The following is a 21,134-nucleotide window of genomic DNA, read 5'->3' as shown; positions in this document are numbered from 1 at the left end:
GGCCGCATCGGCGGAAGTCCCGTCATGAAACGCCGAGCAGCCGTCCCGGGATGACATTGCCGCAGGCGACGAAATGCGTCGGGACGGAGAGCTGCGCAAGGTGGACGGCGGCCATCCCAACCCGCTCCGTGACCTCGTCCGCGTCAAGGCATCGCGCGGTCGATCTTCCGCTCACCTCGAACTTGAAATGCATGTGCGACAATCGGTTGAGCGACGCAGGTCAACATGCCGCGCGTCAAGATGACTGATGCATTGAGCAACGTCGATAGCGCACTTTATCGGGCGGGCAGTCATTGCCTAGTCGGACGGAACTCAGATCGATGCGGATCGAAACCGGTTCCGCAACATGCGTCACGGTGCTGTTCGGTCGCATGGACAATCAGGCGCCGATCACGGTGCGGGATGTCTTCAATGAGAGTGTGGCAATCTACCGCGCCGCTCAGCGCAATCCTCCGTTTGCACCTCTGCATAATCTGTACAAATAGGTCGAGGATGCGCTCCGCTTGTTTCCTGCTTCGCCGCCGCGCGAGCGCTGCGCGTGCGTGCCGCGGATACACGGATGAAGTGTGCCGACGGTCGAACCGGTTGCCGCCGGCGCGCCTGCGGCCAGGGCGCGCTGATCGCCGGAACGGATGCATGATCACCGAAACGGACTTCGACCGGATGATGTTCCAAATGATGATCCAGGAGTTCGGCCAGCGCCTGCCGTGGAAGGCGGTAGGCGCGAACGTCGCGAAGACTCAGTCGGATTGAGAGAACAACAACGCAGCGTCCAGGAGGAACTCGAAGGGAATGCTTACGGACGTACGGCAGATCAAGGCGGCGCGCGCGCTTCTCCGCTGGAGGCAGGATCGGCTTGCGCAGGAAGCTGGTTTGGCACTTGCGACGATCCGGCGACTGGAGCGCCTTGAAGGCCGGATAGAAGCCAACTTCGACACGGTCGAACGGATTCGCGAGGCGCTCGAGAATGCCGGAATCGAATTCGTGGGCGCGCCAAACCTGGGAGTACACGTTTCGGCGGCACGACAGGAAGGCGCTGCCAAGTCTGAGGTCTGACGAGGCTTCGATACGACGAGCGGCGATCGGATTTCCTGCGCTGCGGACGTTTCCTCTCAACTGAATCTATTTTGATCAACTCGCGTCTCGCGCTCTGAAGTGCCGGGACGTTTTTCGTGCGCGCGCTATGGATCAATGATCAACGGATAGCGGAAAAGCTATCTTCCTAGCGTTACTGATACTTCATGTATGGAATATAAATATCGTTTTATATCAGTGTGTTAGAAGTATCACGAGACGGCATTGAATGCGTGTGACAAGCATTTGTCGCATTGTCGCGTCTCACGAACTGTTGTTCTCATCGATCCTGCGCGGTGAGGGGCTTCGCGGAGATTGGAGATCGGTCACCGATCATCCGTCTCACGTCGAGGGCGACGCGGATTGGTTGGGGATGAAGATCGGGGGGCAGTCAGCTCGATCACAAATCTCCTCAAACGAAAAAAGGCAGGAGGTTTTATGCAGCTTTCCAAGAGTGTTATTTTGGCTTCGGCAGCGTCGTTCATTGGATTGGCCGGCGCGCAAGCGGCCGACCTTCCAGTGAAGGCCAAGGCGGTCGAATACGTGAAGGTGTGTTCGCTGTACGGCCCAGGCTTCTATTACATCCCGGGTAGCGATACGTGCATCAAGCTGGGCGGCTATTTGCGCGTCGACGTTCTGGCGAACACGAACTCCGACAACACCGGCAACACCTCAGGTGCCGCCGGTGCGAACAACCGTTTCACCAACGGCTACACCTGGCGCTCGCGTCAGGATCTGAACATCGATACGCGTACCGCGACCGAATACGGCGTGGTTCGCACCTTCTTCGATGCGACCTTCAGCTGGACCACGGATAGCTATGCCGGGCAGGGCAACGGCTCGACCGTCTACTCGCCGATCGGCACCGCTCAGGCTCCCAACAATGCCAATGCCGGTGGTGTCGCGGGCGGTACGGTCGGCGTCTACTACGCCTTCATCCAGTTCGCCGGCTTTACTATGGGTAAGGCGGTTTCGCAGTTCGCGACCCCCTGGGCCAACTATCCGGGCAACAACTACGACGGTCTCGTCGGCGGCGGCGGCACGATCACCGGCGTGAACCAGTTCACCTACACCGCGCAGTTCGGCAACGGCATCTCGATGGCGTTGTCGGCGCAGGATCAGGCGGCTTACTATCAGGCCGGCGTCAACAATCTGGGCGCGGCGCCGGGCGCACTCGGTCCGTTCGGTCTCAGCAACTACGCGGGCACGATCGCGCCTGACCTTGTTGCGATGTTGCGCGTCGACCAGGCCTGGGGTCTGTTCCAGGCATCGTTCGCGGCGCATAACAACCATGCGGCCTATTACGGCGGCACTGAAACCACCGGCCATCCGGACGACAAGTGGGGCTGGGCGGGTCAGTTGGGCCTGTCGATCAAGAATATCCCGACCGGACCTGGCGACACGATCAACATCCAGGGCGTCTACACCAACGGCGCAACCCGCTACAACATCCAGGACCTCGCCGGTGCGGCTGGTTCGAACACGGTGTTCGGCGGCACCAATCTGCCGGGTGCGTATCAGAGCGTCGGCTTCGGCATGGCACCTGACTCGGTGTTCGTCGCCGGCGGTCAGCAGCAGCTGATCTCCACCTGGGGCATGCGCGGTGCGTACACCCACAATTGGGATGCCTACTGGAACACGGCCATCTACGGCGCCTATGCCGGGGTCCGCTACAACGGCACGGCCAAGTCCTATATCTGCGGCCCGACCGGCTCAGGCGTGGGCGGTTCGTTCGGCGCAGCCTTCGGCACCGCCGGCCTGACCTCGTGCAATCCCGACTACAACATCGCGCAGCTCGGCCTGATCACCCGGTGGACCCCGGTCAAGAACCTGACCTTCTCGGCAGACCTGACCTACACCCACATCGACCAGAAGTTCGCGGGCACGATCGCCTATCCGGGCAGCGCCGGCATCGGCAAGCCGGGCACCGTGTACGAACTGAAGGACCAGAACACCGTGCTGTTGCTCCTTCGTGCCCAGCGCAACTGGTAAGGATTCATCCACAGAAAGGGAGATTGCTCTGAACTCATAGAGATTGTTACCTCCAAGGAAGGCCTCCGGTATGCCCATCGGAGGCCTTCGCATTTTGATCGCCGCACGCATCTCGCTACGCCGCGGCGAGCTATTCCTTCGCACGCGATTGCGAAGCGGGCCGCCGGCAGGGCGGCTTGGGCGGAGGTTGCTGTCTTCGCTTGCGAGCGGTGCGCCGGGTGCCGTTCAATTGAAGGTTGGCGGACACCGCCTGTTCTAACCCTGTCAGATCCATCAGCAGGCTTGCGATGTCGTCGCGAGGCACATCCAGGAACAATGCCGAGAGCGAGCGCGTCTGCTCCGCTCGCAGCCGGCGAAGGACGGTCCTGCCGGCCTTCGTCAGCAGAACGACCTGAACGCGGCGATCCGCCTCCGCGGTTACGCGCTCGACGTGACCGATGTTGACGAGTTCGTTGACGAGAGCCGTGACATTGCTTTGCGGCACCATCAAAGCGTCGGCGAGCCGGCTCAACGCCATGGCTCGCTTGGAGGCCGACAAAGCTTCGAGAACATGCAGGCGGGCAATGCTGTATTGGAAGCGATCCCTGAGCCGCCGATTGATCTCTCTTGCGATTTGTGAGGAGCAGCCGAGCAGCCGCGACCAAAGCTTGGTCTTATCGTCGCTCATCCCGAACTGGCTCCGCGCCGCCTACGGATCGAGCTCAGTATCCCAATAGAGATAGTCGAGCCAGCTTTCGTGCAGATAGTTCGGCGGGAACAGCCGGCCGTTGCGGTGCAGCTGATGCACGGTCGGGGCGTAGGGCGTCTGCTTCGGAAACATCTTGGCCTGCTGCGGCGTCAGGTTGCCCTTGCGGAGGTTGCAGGGTGAGCAGGCGGCGACGACGTTCTCCCAGGTGGTCTGGCCACCCTTGCTGCGCGGAATGATGTGATCGAAGGTGAGGTCGTCTGGCGACAGGCAATACTGGCAGGAGAAGCGGTCGCGCAGGAAGACGTTGAACCGGGTGAAGGCGGGGTGGGTGGTCGGCTTGACGAAGGATTTCAGGGATACGACGCTGGGCAGCTGGATTTCGAAGGAAGGACTTCGTACCGCGCGGTCGTAATATTCGACGATGTTGACACGATCGAGGAACACCGCCTTGATCGCGTCCTGCCAGGACCAGAGCGACAGCGGGTAATAACTCAGCGGCCGGAAGTCCGCATTCAAGACCAGCACCGGCCAACCGCCTTGCGAGACATGTGCGTTCAAATAACGCTCCTGACTCCCATTAGCTGCGAAGCAGCATGCACTCACATACTACAGGCAGCGTGACGGGATTGTGAAGAGCAATGAGCGGCTTATCCGCCGTGCCCTGCCATGTTCCTGCCCCGATTGCCTCCCGCCCGCGAGGCCCGTAAAGGGAGCCCCAAGCCCCTCGGCCAGTGACGGACCCCTGCCGATGACCACGACCACAAGCTATCTCGAGGCGCCGCGCCGTTTGCGCGCATTCGTGCGTGCGCACGAGACGAGCCTCGTGGTGCTGGCGCTGCTGATTGGCGCCATCGGCGGCCTCGTGGTGGCGGTCATGAGCGGCCTCGTCACGGTGTTGCATTCGGTGCTGTTCAATCTGCCGCTGGGCGAGCGGCTGTCGAGCCAGCCCAGCATCGATCCGGTGCGCGCGCTCGTGGTTCCCACGGTCGGCGGACTGGTACTCGGAATCGCGTTCCTGCTGCTGCTCCGGGTCCGGCCGGCCCGCGAGATCGACCCGATCGAGGCCAATGCGCTCTATGGCGGGCGGATGTCGTTCCGCGGCAGCGTGATCGTGGCGCTGCAGACGATCTGGTCGAGCGGCGTCGGCGGCTCGGTCGGGCTCGAGGCCGGCTACACCCAGCTCTCCAGCGGCCTTGCGGCCTCGATCGGCCGCGGTTTCCATCTGCGCCGCAACGACCAGCGAATCATGGTGGGCTGCGGGGCGGCGGCGGCGATCGCCGGCGCCTTCAGCGCGCCGCTCGCGGGCGCGTTCTACGCTTTCGAACTTGTGATCGGCGGTTACACGCCGGCGAGCCTGACCCCGGTCGGGGTGGCGGCGGTGTCTGGCTATTTCGTCGCCCATGCCTTCGAGCCGCTGCCGCTCGGGGTCGGCGTCGGAACCGTCGGCGACGTGCTCGGGCGGGATCTGGCGATTGCCGCCTTGCTCGGGATCATCGCGGCGCTGACCGGGATTGCGATCATGCGCGGGGTGACGCTGTGCGAGGCGCTGCTCACCAAGACCAAGCTCTGGCAGCCGCTGCGCCCGGCGCTCGGCGGGCTTGCGGTCGGCGCGATGGCGCTGCTGACGCCGCAGGTGATGTCGTCGGGCCATGGCGCGCTGCGCTTCGCCGGCATCGTGGCGATGCCGCTCACCATCATCGCCGGCGTGTTCGTGCTGAAGGCGATCGCCTCGATCGTGTCGCTCGGCTCCGGCTTCCGCGGCGGATTGTTCTTCGCCACGTTGTTCATGGGCGCGCTCGGCGGCCGGCTGTTCGCCGCCGGCGTCGACATCGTGTGGCCGGGGCTCAATCTCGATCCCAACGCCTATGCCGTGATCGGCATGAGCGCGCTGTCGGCCTCGGTGATCGGCGGTCCCCTGACGATGTCGTTCATCGCGCTGGAATCCACCGGCAATCTCTGGCTGACCACGGCGGTGCTGGTCGCGGTCATCATCTCGACCACGATCACCCGCGAACTGTTCGGCTATTCGTTCGCGACTTGGCGGCTGCATCTGCGCGGCGAGACCATCCGCAGCGCGGCCGACATCGGCTGGATTCGCGATCTCACGGTCGGCAAGATGATGCGGCAAGACATGATCACGGTGAGCGCCGCGATGCCGATCGAGGCGTTCCGCGAGGAATTCCCGCCGGGCTCGAAGACCCAGGTCGTCGCGGTCGACGGCGAGGGGCGTTATGCGGGGCTCGCGCTGGTCGCCGAAGCGCATGCGCCGGATCTCGAGGAGGACAAGGGGCTCGCCGGCATCCTGCGCTACGCCGACGTGGTGCTGCATCCCGGCATGAACGTCCAGGAGGCGATCGCGGTGTTCGACGCCGCCGAAGCCGAATCGCTCGCGGTGGTCGAAGGCGATGGCGACCGGCGGCCGATCGGCCTGCTCACCGAAGCGCACGCGATGCGGCGCTACGCCGAAGAATCCGAGCAGCGCCGCCGCGAGGTGATCGGCGAGATTTGACGGCGCCGAGAGTTATCCCGTCACCCGCTCCAGCTTCTGCAGGCAGCGTGTCACGCGCACCGCGGCCGGCATCTCGGTGTCGGGAAAGCTGGTCTTCCAGTCGGTGACGCCGACCTCGCCGACATAGATGTCGCCGCGCGAATCCAGGGCGATGCCGTGCGGCGCCAGGAATTTTCCGATCTCGACCCCCGGGCCCTGCTCGCCGCCGAGCCGGGCGATGCGCTTGCCGGTGCCATCCACGATCGACAGCCGAGGGCCGAGATTGGGCACCTTGCGGTTGACGGCCATGCCGGGGCCGAGCTCTCCGATCACGAAATTCGGCTGCTTGCCGCCTCCGCAGCAGCACAGCGCGCAGGGCCGATGCAGATTGTTCCACTGCGTCTCGTATCTGCCGTTGCCGTCGAACACCTGGACGCGGTGGTTCTCGCGGTCCGCGACATAGACGAAGCCGTCGGCGTCGGTCGCGATGTTGTGCACGATGTTGAACTGGCCGGGATCGGTGCCGGGCTCGCCCCAGGTTTTGATCAACCGGCCGTCCGGGGTGTATTTGTGGACGCAGGCGTTGCCGTAGCCGTCCGAGACGTAGATCTCGCCTTTCGGCGACAGCGCGGTATGGGTGCAGCGATGGAACGGCTCGCCACTCATGAACGGCGCCGGCTTGTTCGGAATGCCGATCGTCAGCAGCACCTTGCCGTCGGTCGAGCATTTGCGCACGGTGTGGTCGCCGTCGTCGGTGCAATAGAGATTGTCGTCGGCGTCGATATGCAGACCGTGCGCGCGGGCGAACACGCCTTCGCCCCAGCTCCGGAGGAAGTTTCCCTCGCGGTCGAGCACCACCATCGGGTGGTCGCCGCGGTTGAACACATAGACACGGTCCTTGCTGTCGATCGCGACCGACGCGACATCGGTCAGGCTCCAGCCGTCCGGCAATTTCGCGAAGTTCTCGACGACGCGATAGCGATGCTCGCCGGTGCCCAGGATGGTCGGCATTGTCTGTCCTCTCTCTTCTCTTCATTCCGGGGTGCGCGCGCGTGGGCCAGGAGTCCATTCATCCGCAGAGCGTGCGGCCCAATGGATTCCGGGTTCGACGCTTACGCGTCGCCCCGGAATGACGGTGGTGGTTGTTACGCAAACTTCGCCACCGGCGCGACGTCGCGCGGCAACAAGCCTTCCTCGATCGCCTTGATCTGCAGCGCCAGATAGCGCGAGTTGATGCGGCATTGCGCGAGGCTGCCGGCGATGAACCAGAGGCCGGGCTGCGGCGTGCGGGTGTACATGTTGCGCAGCTCCTGGCCGTCGCCAAAACCCCAGATCGGACCGACGCGCGTCGCCATCGCCTCGCCGAACAGTTTCTTCACCAGCTCTTCCTGCGGCCGGTAGCCGGTCGCAAGCACGATGAGGTCGGCCTCTATCGTCTCGCCGTTCTTCAGCCGCGCGCCGTCGCTGACGAAGGTCTCGATGTCGGAAAATTGCTTCAGCGCGACCGCGCCGCTCGCGACGAGGTCGGAGCAGCCGACGTTGAAGTAATAGCCGCCGCCACGGGTCAGGTACTTGAATTGCCAGCCGGTGCCGCCGTCGCCGAAATCGAGCTTGAAGCCCTTGCGGGCGAGGCCGTCGAGCAGCGGCTTGTCGAGTTCCTTCGACTGCTCGGTCATCAGCACATGGCTGCGCTTGGCGAGCACCAGCGGCATCGAGGTCGCGATCAAATCGTTGTCCTCGAGCGAGCCTTCATTATAGGCGGCATAGGCCAGCTGCGCCGACGGCTCGATATTGGTGATCAGGGTCGGGGAGCGCTGCACCAGCGTGACCGCGGCGCCGGAGGAATGCAGGTCCTGCGCGATATCGTGGCCGCTGTTGCCGGTGCCGATCACCAGCGCGCGCTTGCCGGTCCAGCTCTCGCCGTCCTCGTAGCGGCTGGAATGCAGCACCTTGCCGGAAAAATTCTTCAAGCCTGACATGTCGGGCAGATTGGGGATGCCGCTGACGCCGGTTGCCATCACGACATGGCGCGGCCGCATGGTCCGCGTCGTGCCGTCGGTGCGGCGCAGCTCGACCGTCCAGCGGCCCGCGGCATCGTCGTAGCTGCCGCCCAGAAATTCCGTGCCGGTCCAGAAGTTCAGCTCCATGGCATCGACATAGGATTCGAACCAGTTGGCGAGCTTGTCCTTCGGAATGTAGGTCGGCCAGTTCGGCGGGAACGGCATGTAGGGCATGTGATTGACCTGCACCTGGTTGTGCAGGGTCAGCGCGTGATAGCGCTTGCGCCAATTGTCGCCGACGCGCGCCTCGCGGTCGACGATCAGCGCGTCGATCTTGAGCTGTTGCAGCCGGGCGGCGATCGCAAGCCCCGCCTGTCCGCCGCCCACCACGAGTACATCCGGATCGCGATCGGCATACTCGGTGGATGCCTTGCGCAGGTCGAGCCAGTTGGGTCCGCGGAAGTCGCGGGAATAGGCCTGTCCGCGCGGCCGCGTATGGCCTTGCTGCTCCTCAAAACCCTTGAGCTCCTCGAGTGCGGTCAGCAAGGTCCAGGCCTTCAGCCGGTCGCCGTCGGCGGCGTCAGGGATCAGCCGTACGATACCGTGGCCGCGGCCGCTGGCGGTCTCGAACTTGAAGATCGCCTCGATCGAACTGGTGCCGGCGCGCGTCACCCGGCGCGGCGCCGCGCGCTCGGCATCGATGCGGAAGTCGTGCGGCGCACTGCGGCGGGCATGTGCCGGCAGTTCCTCGATGATCGCAAAGGCGCGGTTGACGGTCTGGATGTTCCAGCTCAGCGCCAGCACGTCGCGCCAATAGCTGTCAGGGTGGAACAGCGGCTTCAGCAGCACATCGTCGGGGCTCGCCAGCGCATCCTCGAACTGCACAAGCCAATTGTCGGCGGCGACCGAAATATCGTCCGTCTTGTCGAGCATCGGGCGTTTCCCGTCATCGGCCGCCCTTGGTCAGTTGCCCGGCGGCGTTCCCATTGCGGCAAAGCCTATACCCATTGGCGAGGCCGCAGAAAGGGCGCGACGGGATAGCGCCTATTCGGCCAGCGACAGGATCAAGCCCTGATCCGGCGGAACGCGGCCCTGCAGGGTATCGAGATAGGCCTCGCGCACCGCGGCCGGGCCGCGCCGCTCGACGACATCGAGCCAATCGGGCAGATGTGGCACGAGCTCGGTCCATGCGGCGCCAAAGCGCTGGTCGATGCCGCCGGGGCCCCATTCCTTGGCGCGCTTGCGGATCTGGTCGGGTGCGAAGAACCACATCGGTTTGGCGCCGGGCAGCGTCGGCTCGGCCGGCTCGCTCGCGCGATGCGTGAGGCCGACCCGGCCGGAATAGACCATCTGATCGCCGAAGTGCCGGTGCAGGGCCTCGCGCAGCGCGCTGTTGCCGGCCATGTCGACATAGGCGACGGGCTCGGCCGGCGGAATCGCCGCGACCTGGTCATAGGTGACGACGTCGTCATAGCAGCCGAGCGAAGTGACGAAATCGACATTGCCTTTCGAGGTCAGACCGATCACCCGGATACCACGTCGGTGCAGCAGATGGGCGAGGCCGAATGCGGTCTTGCTCGAGGCCGATGACAGGATGACGCGGCGGGCGCCGTAGAATTCATTCTCGGCGAGGAAGTCGTCGACCAGGAACGACAGCATGAACAGCGGCAACATCAGTGCGCGGAAATCGCCCTGCTGGCCGGCATAGGTCGGATCGCCGGAGACGCGGGCGTAGGCGTTGTAGACCGGCGACACCTCTTGCCGGTGCGCGGCGCCATCGCGCAGGCCGCGCTTGCTGACGTCGGCGGCCTCGATCACGAGATGCGTCGCCATCGGGAAATAGCCGAACAGCGTTTCGCCGACGGCGACAGCGGGATGCTTCGAGGCCAGCACCTCGCCAAAGCCCCACACCGGAATGATGCCGTAGCCCTCGGGCGCCGGGAACAGGTGCCAGTACTTCAGCTGCTCGCCGATCACGGCGTAGGTGATGTTGTTGGCGGTGAAGGCGAAGCGCGTCACTTTCACCAGCAGCGCATCGGGCGGCAGCGCCGCGGCATCGGGCAATCGCGTCTCGATCACCTTGCACTGCTGCAGGTCGTTGCGGATGACGATGAAGTCGGCGGAGTTCATGGCGATGATCCCGGCTTCAGATCATGATGCGTTTCCATGGAATCGCATCATGATCTAATCTTTGTTTGAGCATGATCTTCTCGGAAAACCGGTTTCCACTTTTCCGGATCATGCTCTAGATGCGGCTGCATCGTTGCGTCGATTGCCGGCCGTTTGCAACAGCAACTAAGTTTCAAACGCCGTTCGCTTCACCGTCACATCGTTCAGCGAAGCTGCCCTTCGCGGTAGAGGTCGCGCAGCTTGCGCTTGAAGATCTTGCCGGTGGCCTCGCGCGGCAGCGCATCCATGAAGCGGATGTCGCGCGGCACCTTGAAATTGGCGAGCTTGCCGCGCAGGAAATCCTGGATCGCTGCTGCCGACAGCGTGGCGCCGGTCTCCGGCTCGACGCAGGCGAACAGCCGCTCGCCATACTCGTCGTCGGGCACGCCGAACACCGCGCAGTCACGCACGCCGTCCATGCCGATCAGGGTATTCTCGATCTCCGCGGGATAGATGTTGACGCCGCCCGAGATCACCATGTCGCGCTTGCGGTCGCACAGGAACAGATAGCCGTCGGCGTCGAGATAGCCGACATCGCCGACGCTGATCAGGCCGTCGCGGTCGGCCTCGGCGCGCGCCTTGGCGTTGCCGTGGTAGTCGAAATCCGAAGTCGCGGTCTGGCGCATGAAGATCTCGCCGGGCTCGCCGACGTCGCATTCCGTCCCGTCGGGGCGGAAGGTCTTGACGATGCCGCCCTCGATGGCGCGGCCGACGGTGCCGGGCTTGGCCAGCGCCTCGGCCGACGAATGCCAGACCGGGATGCCGGTCTCGGTCGAGCCGAGATATTCGTTGATCACAGGTCCCCACCATTCGATCATCGCGCGCTTGACGTCGACCGGGCAGGGCGCCGCGCCGTGCACGATGAAGCGCAGCGACGACAAATCGTAGCGGCGACGCGTCTCCTCGGGCAGCCGCAGCAGCCGCACGAACATGGTCGGCACCATGTGCATGTGGGTGACGCGGTGGCGCGCGATCAATTGCAGCAGGTCCTCGGGATCGAAGCGCGGCTCGAGCACGATCGCGCAGCCGTTGCGGAACGCGAGCATGCCGTAGGAGTGCGGCGCCGAATGGTACATCGGGCCGTTCATCAGGATCACCTGGCCCTCGTTCGGCTTGACGCCGTAGGTGAGGGCGCCGACGCGGGCGGCCGCCGCCTGTTGCTCGGGCCGCATCGGCTTGCGCTTGACGCCCTTCGGCAGTCCCGTTGTGCCCGAGGTGTAGAACATCGGCGCCGCGCCGATCGGCGCGTCGGTCAGCGGCTGATGCGTGTCGCGCCAGTCGTCCCAGTCGGTCATGCCGTCGGGCACGCGGGTGAGCGCGGGCGTCACGCCATAGGCCGCGGCGATCTCCGGCGGCGTGGTCACGACCAGCAGCTTGATCGAAGGCGGCAACCCGTCGCGGATCTGCGGCAGCAGATCGGCGTGGCAGACCAGCGTATCGGCGCCGCTGTCGGTGAGGATGTAGGCGACCTCGTCGGCCTTCAGATGCCAGTTGATCGGCACCACCGGGCTGCCGAGCGCGGCGGAGGCAGCGACCACCTCGAACAACGCGAAGTCATTGCGCAGCATCATGCCGACCGGCTTGCCGCCCTGCACGCCGAGCGCGCGCAGGCCGGTGGCCGCCCGCGCGATGCGGGCGTGAATGTCGCTATAGCTGATCTGTCGGTCGCCGCTGATGATCATACCGGGTCTCTCCAGGCGATCGTCCAGCGTCAGGCGCTGGCCTTCATGAAGTCGTTGCGCGCCTCATTAAACTCCGCCTTCAGCCGCGTCACCAGTTCGGCGACCGGCGGGGCGTCGACGATCTGGCCGATGCCCTGGCCCGAGCCCCAGATGTCGCGCCAGGCCTTGGCCTTGGTGTTGCCGCCGGAGCCGAAATTCATCTTGGACTTGTCGGCAACCGGCAGGTTGGCCGGGTCGAGCCCGGCTGCGGCGATCGACGGCCCGAGGTAGTTGCCGTGCACGCCCGTGAACAGGTTCGAATAGACGATGTCGTGCGCGGCGTGCTCGGTCAGCGCCTGCTTGTACCTGATGTCGGCGTTGGCTTCCGCGGTCGCGATGAAGCGGGTGCCCATGTAGGCGAGGTCGGCGCCGAGCGCGAGGGCGGACGCGATGCTCCAGCCGTCGGAGATCGCGCCCGACAGCAGGATCGTGCCCTTGAACCACTGCTTGACCTCGCGCACCAGCGCGAACGGCGACAGCGTGCCGGCATGGCCGCCGGCGCCGGCGCACACCAGGATCAATCCGTCGACGCCCTGCTCGGCGGCCTTGCGGGCGTGCTTCACATTGATGACGTCGTGGAACACGACGCCGCCGTAGGAATGCGCGGCCTCGACGATCTCGGACGGCGGACGCAGCGAGGTGATGATCACGGGCACCTTGTGCTTCACGCAGGTTTCCATGTCGCGCATCAGGCGGTCGTTGGAGGCGTGGCAGATCTGGTTGACCGCGTAGGGCGCGACCTTCTTCTCCGGATGCAGCGCCTGGTACTCGCCGAGCTCGTTCTCTATCTGGGTCAGCCATTCGCCGAGCTTCTCGGCTGGGCGGGCGTTCAGCGCCGGGAACGAGCCGACGATGCCGGCCTTGCACTGCGCGATCACGAGCTCGGGCCCCGACACGATGAACAGCGGGGAGCCGACGACCGGCAGTTCGAGCTTGTTGGCGAGCGAAGCGGGCAGCGACATTGTTCGGATCCTCCATGGGGGAACCGCCCGGACGGCAGCCGGAGCGGATCGCGATGTGTTGTGATGGCCGGAGCGACGGCTCTTCTGGCGCCGCAATATAGGGCTGGACGGCCGCATCATGGCGTTCAATATTGAACGGCCGATTGGCCAGAAATGAACAGGGCGCAGGCGGGCGGGCGCATGGACTGGGAGCTGTGCAAGACATTCGTCGCGGTGGCGGAGACGCGGAGCCTTGCCGGCGCGGCGCGGCGGCTGCGCATCAGCCATCCCACCGTCGGCCGCAACGTCGCGGCGCTCGAGAAGCAGCTCGGCACCCGGCTGTTCGCCCGATCCAATGACGGTCTGTCGCTGACCTCGCATGGCCGCAAGTTCCGCGAACATGCCGAGGCGATGGCGGCGGCGGCGCTGCGCGCGGAAGCCTCCGCCTCCGCGACCGGCGAGCAGGCGCGCGGCGTCGTCAAGCTGTCGATCGGCGCGACGCTGGCGGCGCACTGGCTGATGCCGCGGCTCGGGCCGTTCCTGCGCGACCACGCCAATATCCAGCTCGAGATCATCACCCATCCGTTTCCGGCCAGCGTCCGCCGCCGCGAGGCCGACGTGGTGCTGCGGCCGGTCGATGCCGGGGATGAGAACCTGATCGGGCGCAGGATCGGGCGGCTCGGCGCCGGCTTCTATGCCTCGCGCACCTATGCGGCCGGCCGCAAGCTTCCGGAGCGGCCGGACGAATGGAAGGGCCACAGCGTGATCGGGTTTGCCGACCAGGCCTCGAATGCGCGGCTGGCGCGGTGGAGCGATGTCATCACCCGGCAGGGCACGACGGTGATGCGCTGTTCCTCGCAGGGCGACATGCTGGCCGCGGCGCGCGCCGGGCTCGGGATCTGCGCGCTATCCTGCCTGGTCGGGGCCGACTATTCCGATCTGGTTCGGGTCGCGCCGCAAAAGCTCTCGAGCCTCTCCGATCTCTGGCTGCTCGCGCATCCCGATCTGGTGGAGCTTCCGTCGGTGCGGGCGGTGATCGGCTTCGTCACCGATTGCGCGCGCGAGGACCGGATCAGGCTGCGCGGCTAGAACGCATGTTCATGAATCCGAGATGTCTGCTTTGGAGAATGAAGCGGCCACGCGATCTGATGAAAGGGACTCCGCCTTGTGACCGAAGCGGACTCCGCGCCTATCCAAAAGAGCTGGTTTTTCGAGCTAGGAGCGTGCAGACTTCGATCCGGCAACCTATGCTCGTGCGGAGGGCTTGGATGGGAAGCTCGGTGAAAAACAAGAACGACAAGGGTCCAAATCGGCGCGACGTTTTGCTGGCAAGTACAGCGCTTGCTGCTGCGTCTGCGATAGCGGGTTCAAATGAGAGCGTGCTGGCGCAATCTCGTCCTACGCCGGCTGGGCCTCCCAACATCGTCTACTTCCTGGTTGATAATCTTGGATATGGTGAGCTTGGCTGCTACGGCGGCGGCATACTGCGGGGCGCAGCTACCAACCGAATTGATGCATTCGCGACCGAGGGGATGAAGCTCCTCAACTTCGCGCCGGAGGCGCAGTGCACTCCGTCGCGATCCGCTTTCCTGACCGGCCGCTACGCGATCCGCTCCGGGAACCACACCGTCGCGCTGCCCGGCGATGATGGCGGCCTGGTTGCCTGGGAGCGCACGATCGGTGACGTTCTGTCGGCCAAGGGCTACGCCACGGCGTGCGTAGGCAAATGGCATGTCGGCGCCTCGCAAGGCCGTTGGCCGACCGACCATGGTTTCGACGAATGGTACGGGCCGCCACGGACGTGGGACGAATCCTATTGGCCAGAAGATCCCTGGTACAATCCGAAGCGCGACGGCGTCACGAGCATGCTGGAGGCGCGCAGAGGAGAGACGCCGCGGCCGGTCAAGCAACTCGATCTAGCCGTTCGACGTGATGTCGATGTCGAGTTTCTCGATCGCGCCAAGTCGTTCATGAAGCGGAGCGTTGCAGCGAAGAAGCCGTTCTTCCTCTACTTCAACCACTCGATGATGCACATGCCGACGATTCCCCGCGCGGAGTTCAAAGGAAAGTCGGGCCAAGGCGAATGGGCGGACTGCCTGCTCGAGCTCGACTCGGACTTCGGCGCGGTGCTCGACACGTTGAAAGAACTGGGTGTCGACGACAACACGATCGTGGTGTTCTCAGGCGACAATGGGCCTGAGGAGCTGGAGCCATGGCGCGGACATTCCGGCTTCTTTGACGGATCCTATTTCACCGGCATGGAGGGATCGTTACGCACGCCGTGCCTGATCCGATATCCAGGCCGGGTCCCGCCTGGGCGTCAAAGCAACGAAGTCGTTCACATCACCGATATGTTCACGACACTGGCGCGTTGGGCCGGAACCGACGCCCCGAGCGATCGGGTGATCGACGGCGTGGATCAACGGGACTTTCTGGAAGGTAAGCAGGAGGCGTCGGCGCGTGACGGCTTTCCGTACTGGATGGGAGATACGCTCTACGGGGTTAAATGGCGCAACTTCAAGATGGTAATGTATCTGCAGCGCAGCAGCCTCGAACCGTCGCTGAAGTTGGCAAGCCCGCATATCGTGAACCTGACGGTCGATCCGAAGGAGCGTAAAGCGATCGACCTGCCTTACATGCACAGTTGGACTGCGGTGCACTTCGGCGAAATCCTGAAGAACTTCGGCGCAAGTGTGAAGCGTGAAGCATTGATTCCTGCCGGGGCACCGCTGGACCACGTACCTGCTCGAAGGGCATGACGCTTCACATCGTGGGGGAAACGATGAAACAAGCAAATGTGCTGCGGACCACGGCAAGGGTTGGTCTCTGCCTGGTCATGATTGCCATCTCTGCTCCGACGCGCGCCGATGAAGGAGGTCTCAGCTTCTGGCTGCCCGGCACCTTCGGCAGTCTTGCCGCTACCCCGACCACGCCTGGCTGGTCCTGGGCAACCTTCTATATTCACACGGAGGCAGCGGCGGGCGCCGGTGCTCAATTCCCGCGCGGAGGTCGCGTCGACATCGGCGTGAGCGGCAGGGGCGATCTGGTCGGCTTCGGTCCGACTTACACATTTGCAACCGCAGTGCTCGGTGGGCAATTGGCGGTTAGCCTTCTGGGCACGGCGGGCCGGAGCGATGCGTCGGCCGCGTTGTCCCTGACCGGCCCACTAGGCAACACGATCGGAATCAATCGATCGCAGGACCTGACGTCCTACGGCGACGTGCTGCCGCAGGTCTCGCTCAAGTGGAACACGGGCGTGAATAACTGGATGGTTTACGGCGCCGGCGATATTCCGGTTGGTGACTACGACCCCGCAAGGCTGGCGAACCTCGGCATCGGGCATGGAGCCATCGATTTCGGCGGTGGCTATACTTACTTCGATCCGAAATCTGGACACGAATTTTCCTGGGTGGCCGGACTCACCTACAATTTCAAGAACCCCGACACACAGTATCAGAACGGCGTCGATTTCCATCTGGACTGGGGCGCATCGCACTTCTTCGACAGCAAGCTCCAGCTCGGACTGGTTGGATATTATCTGCAGCAGATATCGGACGACCTAGGAACACCGCCGGCTCTTGGCGGCTTCCGCTCGCGTATCGCGGGAATCGGTCCGCAGATCGGCTATCTTTTTCCGGTCGGCGATTTTCAGGGCTACGTGAACGTCAAGGCCTACAAAGAGTTCGCAGCCCAGAACAGGCCGGAAGGATGGAATGCCTGGGTCACCTTCGCCATCTCGCCTGCCGCACCGGATGCAACTGCCGCCAAACCGCTCTCTCGCAAATTTTAGAGATGAAGTCCGGCTTTAGCCCGCGCGGAAGGCGTCCGGCGAGGAGCCGCTTGTGGCCCGTTGCTGACCTTCCGGAGCCACCGCCGAGACGTCCGAGGCCGGGACCAAAGCGGACGCGAAGCCCCGAGGCCGGGATGTCGTTCCTTGACCCAAAGCCGACATTCACGTCAGTGGGACAGTCAGTTTAGCTATAACCTCGGCTGTCGCCGGTCTTACCCCGCGCCACCAAGCGAAAGCCTCGGCGGCTTGCTCGACGAGCATGCCGACGCCGTCGCAAACTCGGGCGACGCCCGATTTGCGGGCAAGGCGCAAGAATGGGGTCAACCCATAGGCGAGTTCGTAGGCGAGCGAGGCATTCCTGAACAGGTTTTCTGAGACCGGGAGAACTTCGCCCCGCAACGCCGCCGACGTGGCGTTGATCACGACATCATAGCGTTTCGCATCCTTTAGTTTGTCATAACCGCTCGCGATGACCGAGCCATACGAGCCGAAGGCTTCAGCGAGCGACCGCGCTTTCTCAAACGTCCGATTCACGATCACAAGCTCTGCCGGTCTGGCTTCTAAAAGGGGCAGCAAGGCGCCGCGCGCTGCGCCACCTGACCCCAATAGCAAAACGCGCTTGCCTTGCAGGGGAATGCCTTGGTTGTATTCGATATCACGCAACAGGCCGACGCCGTCAAAGTTGTCAGCCTCGACGACATCGCCAACGAAGGACATCGCATTGGCGGCACCCGCAAGACGTGCGCGATCGCGCAACTCGGTCGCATAGGAAAAGGCATCGAGCTTGAACGGTGCGGTGATGTTCAAGCCGCGTGCGCCCTTGTGGCGGAAAGAGTCTACAGCTGCCGCGAAGCCCCCTTCGGGGGCCTCGATCGCCGTATATTCGAGCTCTTGGCCGGTCTGCTGTGCGAATGCACGATGGATCATAGGCGACTTGGAGTGGCCGATGTGATTGCCGATGACGGCGTATCGATCAGTCATGGTCCATATGCCTTTCTGCCAAAGTGCTCGGCGACGGCCGGTTCCGCGTACAGCACGTTGGGAACACGTTCATATCATGCGAATCAAGGATGTCGGCTTTTGGCCCATTGCACTTCGTGGCCCTCACGGCGAGCGGTTCGTCCAGCCCCCTCGTGCAATTGAAATTATCTATTAACCCACGGTTGCATCTGACCTTGGCTGTTGCCGGGTGGATGCTAAGTCTTGAGCATTGTGATGCAGGGTCTAGAGAATGAAGAGAGGCTGGGTCTATCTCGTATTCGCGTACCCTAGCCGTCGGATCTGAGAAACTCTCGCGCGCCTATGCTGACGCGCTTGAGAATCTTTGTTTGGAGACTGTTTATGGCTCAAGAAAGTTCGAGGCCGCGCATCGGCGAAGGGCGCATCGGCAGTTCTCTCTGCGCCGCGATCGGCGTGCTCAGCGTCGCTGCGGTGCTATGCCTGCGCTACCCCGCCTTTCTCACGACGCCTGAGCTGCGCGTCCATTACGACGTCGAGCTGCTCCGCCTCACCCTCGCGATCGCCATGGTCGTCGGTGCCTGGCTGGGCGTCATCGGGATCGTGCTTGGCGGCCCGCGGGTGCCCGCTGCGATCGGCCTCAGCGCGCTTTTCCTCGCCACGCTGCTTGGCGGGCCCTACGTGCCGACACCGGATTTTCTCCAGCCGCGCTTCTATCTCGGCCTTGATTGGCTGGTGCTCGATCTATTCTTCACCGGCGCAGCATTCGTACTGCTCGAGTGGGTCTTCCCACGGGTGCGGCCGGAGCAAGGGCCGCTCAGCCCCGGCTGGAGGCTCGATCTCGCCTATTTCGGCGTCAACCACCTGCTGATCGGCATCTTCCTGGTGGTCTCGACACATTTTGCCCATGACTATTTCGCCTGGGCGATCAGCCCGTGGCTGCAGGCGCATGTCGTGGCCCTGCCGGCGATCGTCCGTTTCGTGCTGATGATCCTGGCGGCCGATGCAGTCGAATACATCTCCCACCGCGCCTATCACGAGGTGCCGTGGTTGTGGCGAATCCATGCGGTCCATCATTCGCCCGAACACATGGACTGGCTCTCGGGATCGCGCCTCCATTTCTTCGAGCCATTGGCAACGCGCGCCCTGGTGCTGGTGCCGATCGTCCTGCTCGGCTTCCCGCAGGACACGATCTTCGCCTATCTCATTTTCATCTCTGTGCAATCGGTGCTGATCCATTCAAACATCAAGATGGATATCGGCTGGCTGCGCTACCTAATCGTCACGCCGCAATTCCATCACTGGCACCACGCGTCGGACGCCGAGGCCATCGACAAGAACTACGCGGCACACACGCCGCTGTTCGATATGCTGGGCGGAACTTGGCACCTGCCCAAAGACCGCTGGCCGGTCAAATACGGTACGGTGAAGCCGATCCCCGGCGGCATGCTCGGCCAGTTCGTGCACCCCTTCGTCGGGCCGGTGAAGGAATTCCTCGAACATCGGAATCCATGAAGCGGCGTGTTCCGCTGCTGCCAGGCGGCTGAGGCTGTTGTCCCTTCGCGGACGTTCAATCTGCCATCGTTGATGTCTGCTTGTCAGCGCAATCCGGACCCTGCCATTTCGGCACGCCTGTACCGAATTCATGAGTACGCGCCCTAAAGCTAGAACGCATGCTCAGGCACGCGCCCGCCACAGCGTCGCCGCGAGCACGATGAAGACGGCGCAGGTCCACAGCGCCTGCCAGTTCTCGAGCCCTTCGTTGAGGACCGTATAAATGGCGGCTCCGACAAAGATCCCGGCAAAGATCGATTCCGCCAGCGGGCGGGTTCCTTTGGTGGGCGGATTGAGCAGCGTCATCGCCGCAAACGGCACGGTCGCCATGGTGAGAGGTGCAAAGGGAAAATCGATGAAGCGCGGATCGAACACGAGGCCGAGGGCTGCCGCCGTACCGACCAAGACGGTGACGATCAGCGCCAGTCCGTGCATGGTCACCAGCACCGACTCCGTGTGGTAGCCCTTCGGACCCAGCAATTCCAGGAAGCTCGAGGGAGCGCGACCCGACATCAGGGCGTTGGCGCCGAACACCGGCGACGCCGTTGCCGCCACCAGGAGCGAGCCCCACAACAGCCAGCCTCCGGTGCCGTAGCTTTCATAGACCATGCGTTGCGCGGCGATCCCGAGCAGGATTCCCCCTGTCGTCGCGGATACGCCGACCGCCAGCCATGATCCGAATTCGGGCTGCCTCGGCTTGCGGCGCAGGGTCAGCCATGCGACGCCGAACACCAGGATCGCGAGCGCCATTCCGCTGTACATTTGCAGCTTCCAGGCCGGAAAATTGCTGACCGGCTGGCCTGGCGGATATTTCAGCGCGCGCTGTTCGGAATCGAACAGGCCCCAGGAGCCGCCGATCGTGCCCTCGATCTCGCGCTTCCACCCTTCGTCATAGGCCTCGAACAGGTTGACGCGGAAGTGCTCGCGCCGCGCCAGGTCGAGCACCTCCGCGACCACGCGCGCCTGATTGGTGCGCGACGGCAGCGCGGACTCGCGCATCCGCCCCTCGCTCGGCCAGCCGACTTCTCCGATGAAGATTTCCTTGCCCGGGAACGCCGCCGCCACCTGCTTGCGAATCTCGTCTGCGTGCGCGGCGGCCCGATCCGCCCGGATTGGAATATTCTCCCAATAGGGCAGGATGTGAATGGTGACGAAATCGACGGCCTCGGCGAGCTCGCGGTTGCTCAGCCAGAACTCCCAGACCTCGGCATAGGTGACGGGGACACTGACCTGCGCCTTGATCGAGCGGATCAGGGCGGCGAGGTCGGGTGCCGCCATTTCCTTGCGCAGCAAGACCTCGTTGCCGACCACGAGTGCGATGATCGTGTCCGGATATTCCCTGGCGAGGCGGATCGCCGTTTCGACCTGCGTTGCATTCTTCTTCCGGTCGCGATCAAGGAAGATGCCCTGAATGACCTTCAGCCCTGCCTTGGCCGCAAGCCCGGGAATCTGGTCGAGGCCGAGATCGGTCGCATAGGTGCGGATGCAGTGGGATATCTTGGCAAGCTGGGCGAGATCTTCCGCGATCTGTTCCGGCGTGACCTGCGTCGCCGGCGAAAGCGATGTCTGATTGTCGCGGAACGGGGCGTACGAGATGCACTGAACCTTGTCGTTCGGATCGATCGGTGCGCGCGGCAGATTGACCGGGGTGCCCAGCCACCACCACGCCGTGGCGATAGCGCCCAAGGATATCAGGAGAAGCGTCAGCGGGGTGCGAAGCGATACCAGGTCGGTCCCCCTTGCAGGAAGGAAGTGCAGGG

Annotated in this window: 17 protein-coding genes; 8 read left to right on the top strand and 9 right to left on the bottom strand. The window is 63.9% G+C overall.

Annotated elements, in window-relative coordinates; genetic code table 11:
* Positions 1-320: 320 nt before the first annotated feature.
* The 3 genes from CK489_RS41195 to CK489_RS01725 all read left to right on the top strand — a co-directional run bounded on the left by CK489_RS41195 (position 321) and on the right by CK489_RS01725 (position 3,066).
* On the top strand, positions 321-485 hold the full coding sequence (locus tag CK489_RS41195) for a hypothetical protein (RefSeq protein WP_157860991.1): 165 nt from the start codon (positions 321-323) through the stop codon (positions 483-485).
* 307 nt (positions 486-792) lie between these two features.
* A complete protein-coding gene (locus tag CK489_RS01730; protein WP_050631960.1) occupies positions 793-1,056 on the top strand; it encodes a helix-turn-helix domain-containing protein in 264 nt (87 codons plus the stop codon).
* 456 nt (positions 1,057-1,512) lie between these two features.
* Positions 1,513-3,066 (top strand): porin, encoded by a 1,554-nt coding sequence (locus CK489_RS01725; RefSeq protein WP_095731058.1) that lies wholly within the window; start codon positions 1,513-1,515, stop codon positions 3,064-3,066.
* 130 nt (positions 3,067-3,196) lie between these two features.
* On the opposite strand, the gene CK489_RS01720 is transcribed toward CK489_RS01725, so the two are convergent.
* Together CK489_RS01720 and CK489_RS01715 are read right to left on the bottom strand one after the other, a co-directional pair.
* Positions 3,197-3,733 (bottom strand): MarR family winged helix-turn-helix transcriptional regulator, encoded by a 537-nt coding sequence (locus tag CK489_RS01720; RefSeq protein WP_095731057.1) that lies wholly within the window; start codon positions 3,731-3,733, stop codon positions 3,197-3,199.
* A gap of 21 nt (positions 3,734-3,754) precedes the next feature.
* Complete coding sequence (locus CK489_RS01715; protein WP_024584725.1) at positions 3,755-4,312, bottom strand: HNH endonuclease; 558 nt, start codon at positions 4,310-4,312, stop codon at positions 3,755-3,757.
* 190 nt (positions 4,313-4,502) lie between these two features.
* On the opposite strand from CK489_RS01715, the gene CK489_RS01710 reads away from it, so the two are divergent.
* Positions 4,503-6,263 (top strand): chloride channel protein, encoded by a 1,761-nt coding sequence (locus tag CK489_RS01710; protein ID WP_050631957.1) that lies wholly within the window; start codon positions 4,503-4,505, stop codon positions 6,261-6,263.
* A 12-nt stretch (positions 6,264-6,275) separates the two neighbouring features.
* On the opposite strand, the gene CK489_RS01705 is transcribed toward CK489_RS01710, so the two are convergent.
* From CK489_RS01705 to CK489_RS01685, 5 genes are all read right to left on the bottom strand, one after another.
* Positions 6,276-7,253: a peptidyl-alpha-hydroxyglycine alpha-amidating lyase family protein gene (locus CK489_RS01705; protein WP_095731056.1), complete on the bottom strand. Its 978-nt coding sequence runs from the start codon at positions 7,251-7,253 to the stop codon at positions 6,276-6,278.
* A 134-nt stretch (positions 7,254-7,387) separates the two neighbouring features.
* Positions 7,388-9,175 (bottom strand): flavin-containing monooxygenase, encoded by a 1,788-nt coding sequence (locus CK489_RS01700; protein ID WP_198960800.1) that lies wholly within the window; start codon positions 9,173-9,175, stop codon positions 7,388-7,390.
* A 111-nt stretch (positions 9,176-9,286) separates the two neighbouring features.
* Positions 9,287-10,372 carry a DUF2855 family protein gene (locus CK489_RS01695; protein WP_095731055.1) on the bottom strand — a complete coding sequence of 362 codons (1,086 nt, stop codon included), beginning with the start codon at positions 10,370-10,372 and terminating at the stop codon, positions 9,287-9,289.
* 203 nt (positions 10,373-10,575) lie between these two features.
* The gene (locus CK489_RS01690; protein ID WP_050629440.1) at positions 10,576-12,093 is read right to left on the bottom strand and encodes an acyl-CoA synthetase; all 1,518 of its coding nucleotides are present in this window, start codon (positions 12,091-12,093) and stop codon (positions 10,576-10,578) included.
* A 29-nt stretch (positions 12,094-12,122) separates the two neighbouring features.
* Positions 12,123-13,094, bottom strand: a complete 972-nt coding sequence (locus CK489_RS01685) for an NAD(P)H-dependent flavin oxidoreductase (RefSeq protein WP_050629441.1) — start codon at positions 13,092-13,094, stop codon at positions 12,123-12,125.
* A 180-nt stretch (positions 13,095-13,274) separates the two neighbouring features.
* Between CK489_RS01685 and CK489_RS01680 the strand changes: the two genes are divergently transcribed.
* From CK489_RS01680 to CK489_RS01670, 3 genes are all read left to right on the top strand, one after another.
* A complete protein-coding gene (locus CK489_RS01680) occupies positions 13,275-14,162 on the top strand; it encodes a LysR family transcriptional regulator (RefSeq protein WP_095731054.1) in 888 nt (295 codons plus the stop codon).
* Between the two features lie 179 nt (positions 14,163-14,341).
* Entirely contained in the window at positions 14,342-15,832 is a 1,491-nt protein-coding gene (locus CK489_RS01675) for an arylsulfatase (RefSeq protein WP_095731053.1), read from the top strand.
* On the top strand, positions 15,829-16,863 hold the full coding sequence (locus tag CK489_RS01670) for a SphA family protein (RefSeq protein ID WP_502694095.1): 1,035 nt from the start codon (positions 15,829-15,831) through the stop codon (positions 16,861-16,863). Before CK489_RS01675 ends, CK489_RS01670 begins: the two co-directional genes overlap by 4 nt.
* 162 nt (positions 16,864-17,025) lie before the next feature.
* Here the strand turns inward: CK489_RS01670 and aroE are convergent, their stop codons facing one another.
* On the bottom strand, positions 17,026-17,844 hold the full coding sequence (gene aroE / locus CK489_RS01665; RefSeq protein ID WP_095731051.1) for a shikimate dehydrogenase: 819 nt from the start codon (positions 17,842-17,844) through the stop codon (positions 17,026-17,028).
* A gap of 360 nt (positions 17,845-18,204) precedes the next feature.
* Between aroE and CK489_RS01660 the strand changes: the two genes are divergently transcribed.
* Positions 18,205-19,335 (top strand): sterol desaturase family protein, encoded by a 1,131-nt coding sequence (locus CK489_RS01660; protein ID WP_050629443.1) that lies wholly within the window; start codon positions 18,205-18,207, stop codon positions 19,333-19,335.
* Positions 19,336-19,497: 162 nt separating this feature from the next.
* Here the strand turns inward: CK489_RS01660 and CK489_RS01655 are convergent, their stop codons facing one another.
* Positions 19,498-21,060 carry a glycoside hydrolase family 17 protein gene (locus tag CK489_RS01655; protein WP_050629444.1) on the bottom strand — a complete coding sequence of 521 codons (1,563 nt, stop codon included), beginning with the start codon at positions 21,058-21,060 and terminating at the stop codon, positions 19,498-19,500.
* Positions 21,061-21,134 lie beyond the last annotated feature (74 nt).

Source organism: Bradyrhizobium sp. UFLA03-84, from assembly GCF_002289535.1.
In the GTDB taxonomy this organism is placed as follows: Bacteria; Pseudomonadota; Alphaproteobacteria; order Rhizobiales; family Xanthobacteraceae; genus Bradyrhizobium; species Bradyrhizobium viridifuturi.
The sequence above is the reverse complement of the archived record's forward strand: the minus strand, read 5'-3'. Positions and strand labels throughout refer to the sequence as shown.

Excerpts from the sequence above, each read along its gene's own strand:
- CK489_RS41195 (WP_157860991.1), top strand. The coding sequence starts at position 321 with ATGCGGATCGAAACCGGTTCCGCAACATGCGTCACGGTGCTGTTCGGT.
- CK489_RS01730 (WP_050631960.1), top strand. The coding sequence starts at position 793 with ATGCTTACGGACGTACGGCAGATCAAGGCGGCGCGCGCGCTTCTCCGC.
- CK489_RS01725 (WP_095731058.1), top strand. The coding sequence starts at position 1,513 with ATGCAGCTTTCCAAGAGTGTTATTTTGGCTTCGGCAGCGTCGTTCATT.
- CK489_RS01720 (WP_095731057.1), bottom strand. The coding sequence starts at position 3,733 with ATGAGCGACGATAAGACCAAGCTTTGGTCGCGGCTGCTCGGCTGCTCC.
- CK489_RS01710 (WP_050631957.1), top strand. The coding sequence starts at position 4,503 with ATGACCACGACCACAAGCTATCTCGAGGCGCCGCGCCGTTTGCGCGCA.
- CK489_RS01705 (WP_095731056.1), bottom strand. The coding sequence starts at position 7,253 with ATGCCGACCATCCTGGGCACCGGCGAGCATCGCTATCGCGTCGTCGAG.
- CK489_RS01700 (WP_198960800.1), bottom strand. The coding sequence starts at position 9,175 with ATGCTCGACAAGACGGACGATATTTCGGTCGCCGCCGACAATTGGCTT.
- CK489_RS01695 (WP_095731055.1), bottom strand. The coding sequence starts at position 10,372 with ATGAACTCCGCCGACTTCATCGTCATCCGCAACGACCTGCAGCAGTGC.
- CK489_RS01690 (WP_050629440.1), bottom strand. The coding sequence starts at position 12,093 with ATGATCATCAGCGGCGACCGACAGATCAGCTATAGCGACATTCACGCC.
- CK489_RS01685 (WP_050629441.1), bottom strand. The coding sequence starts at position 13,094 with ATGTCGCTGCCCGCTTCGCTCGCCAACAAGCTCGAACTGCCGGTCGTC.
- CK489_RS01680 (WP_095731054.1), top strand. The coding sequence starts at position 13,275 with ATGGACTGGGAGCTGTGCAAGACATTCGTCGCGGTGGCGGAGACGCGG.
- CK489_RS01675 (WP_095731053.1), top strand. The coding sequence starts at position 14,342 with ATGGGAAGCTCGGTGAAAAACAAGAACGACAAGGGTCCAAATCGGCGC.
- CK489_RS01670 (WP_502694095.1), top strand. The coding sequence starts at position 15,829 with ATGACGCTTCACATCGTGGGGGAAACGATGAAACAAGCAAATGTGCTG.
- aroE (WP_095731051.1), bottom strand. The coding sequence starts at position 17,844 with ATGACTGATCGATACGCCGTCATCGGCAATCACATCGGCCACTCCAAG.
- CK489_RS01660 (WP_050629443.1), top strand. The coding sequence starts at position 18,205 with ATGGCTCAAGAAAGTTCGAGGCCGCGCATCGGCGAAGGGCGCATCGGC.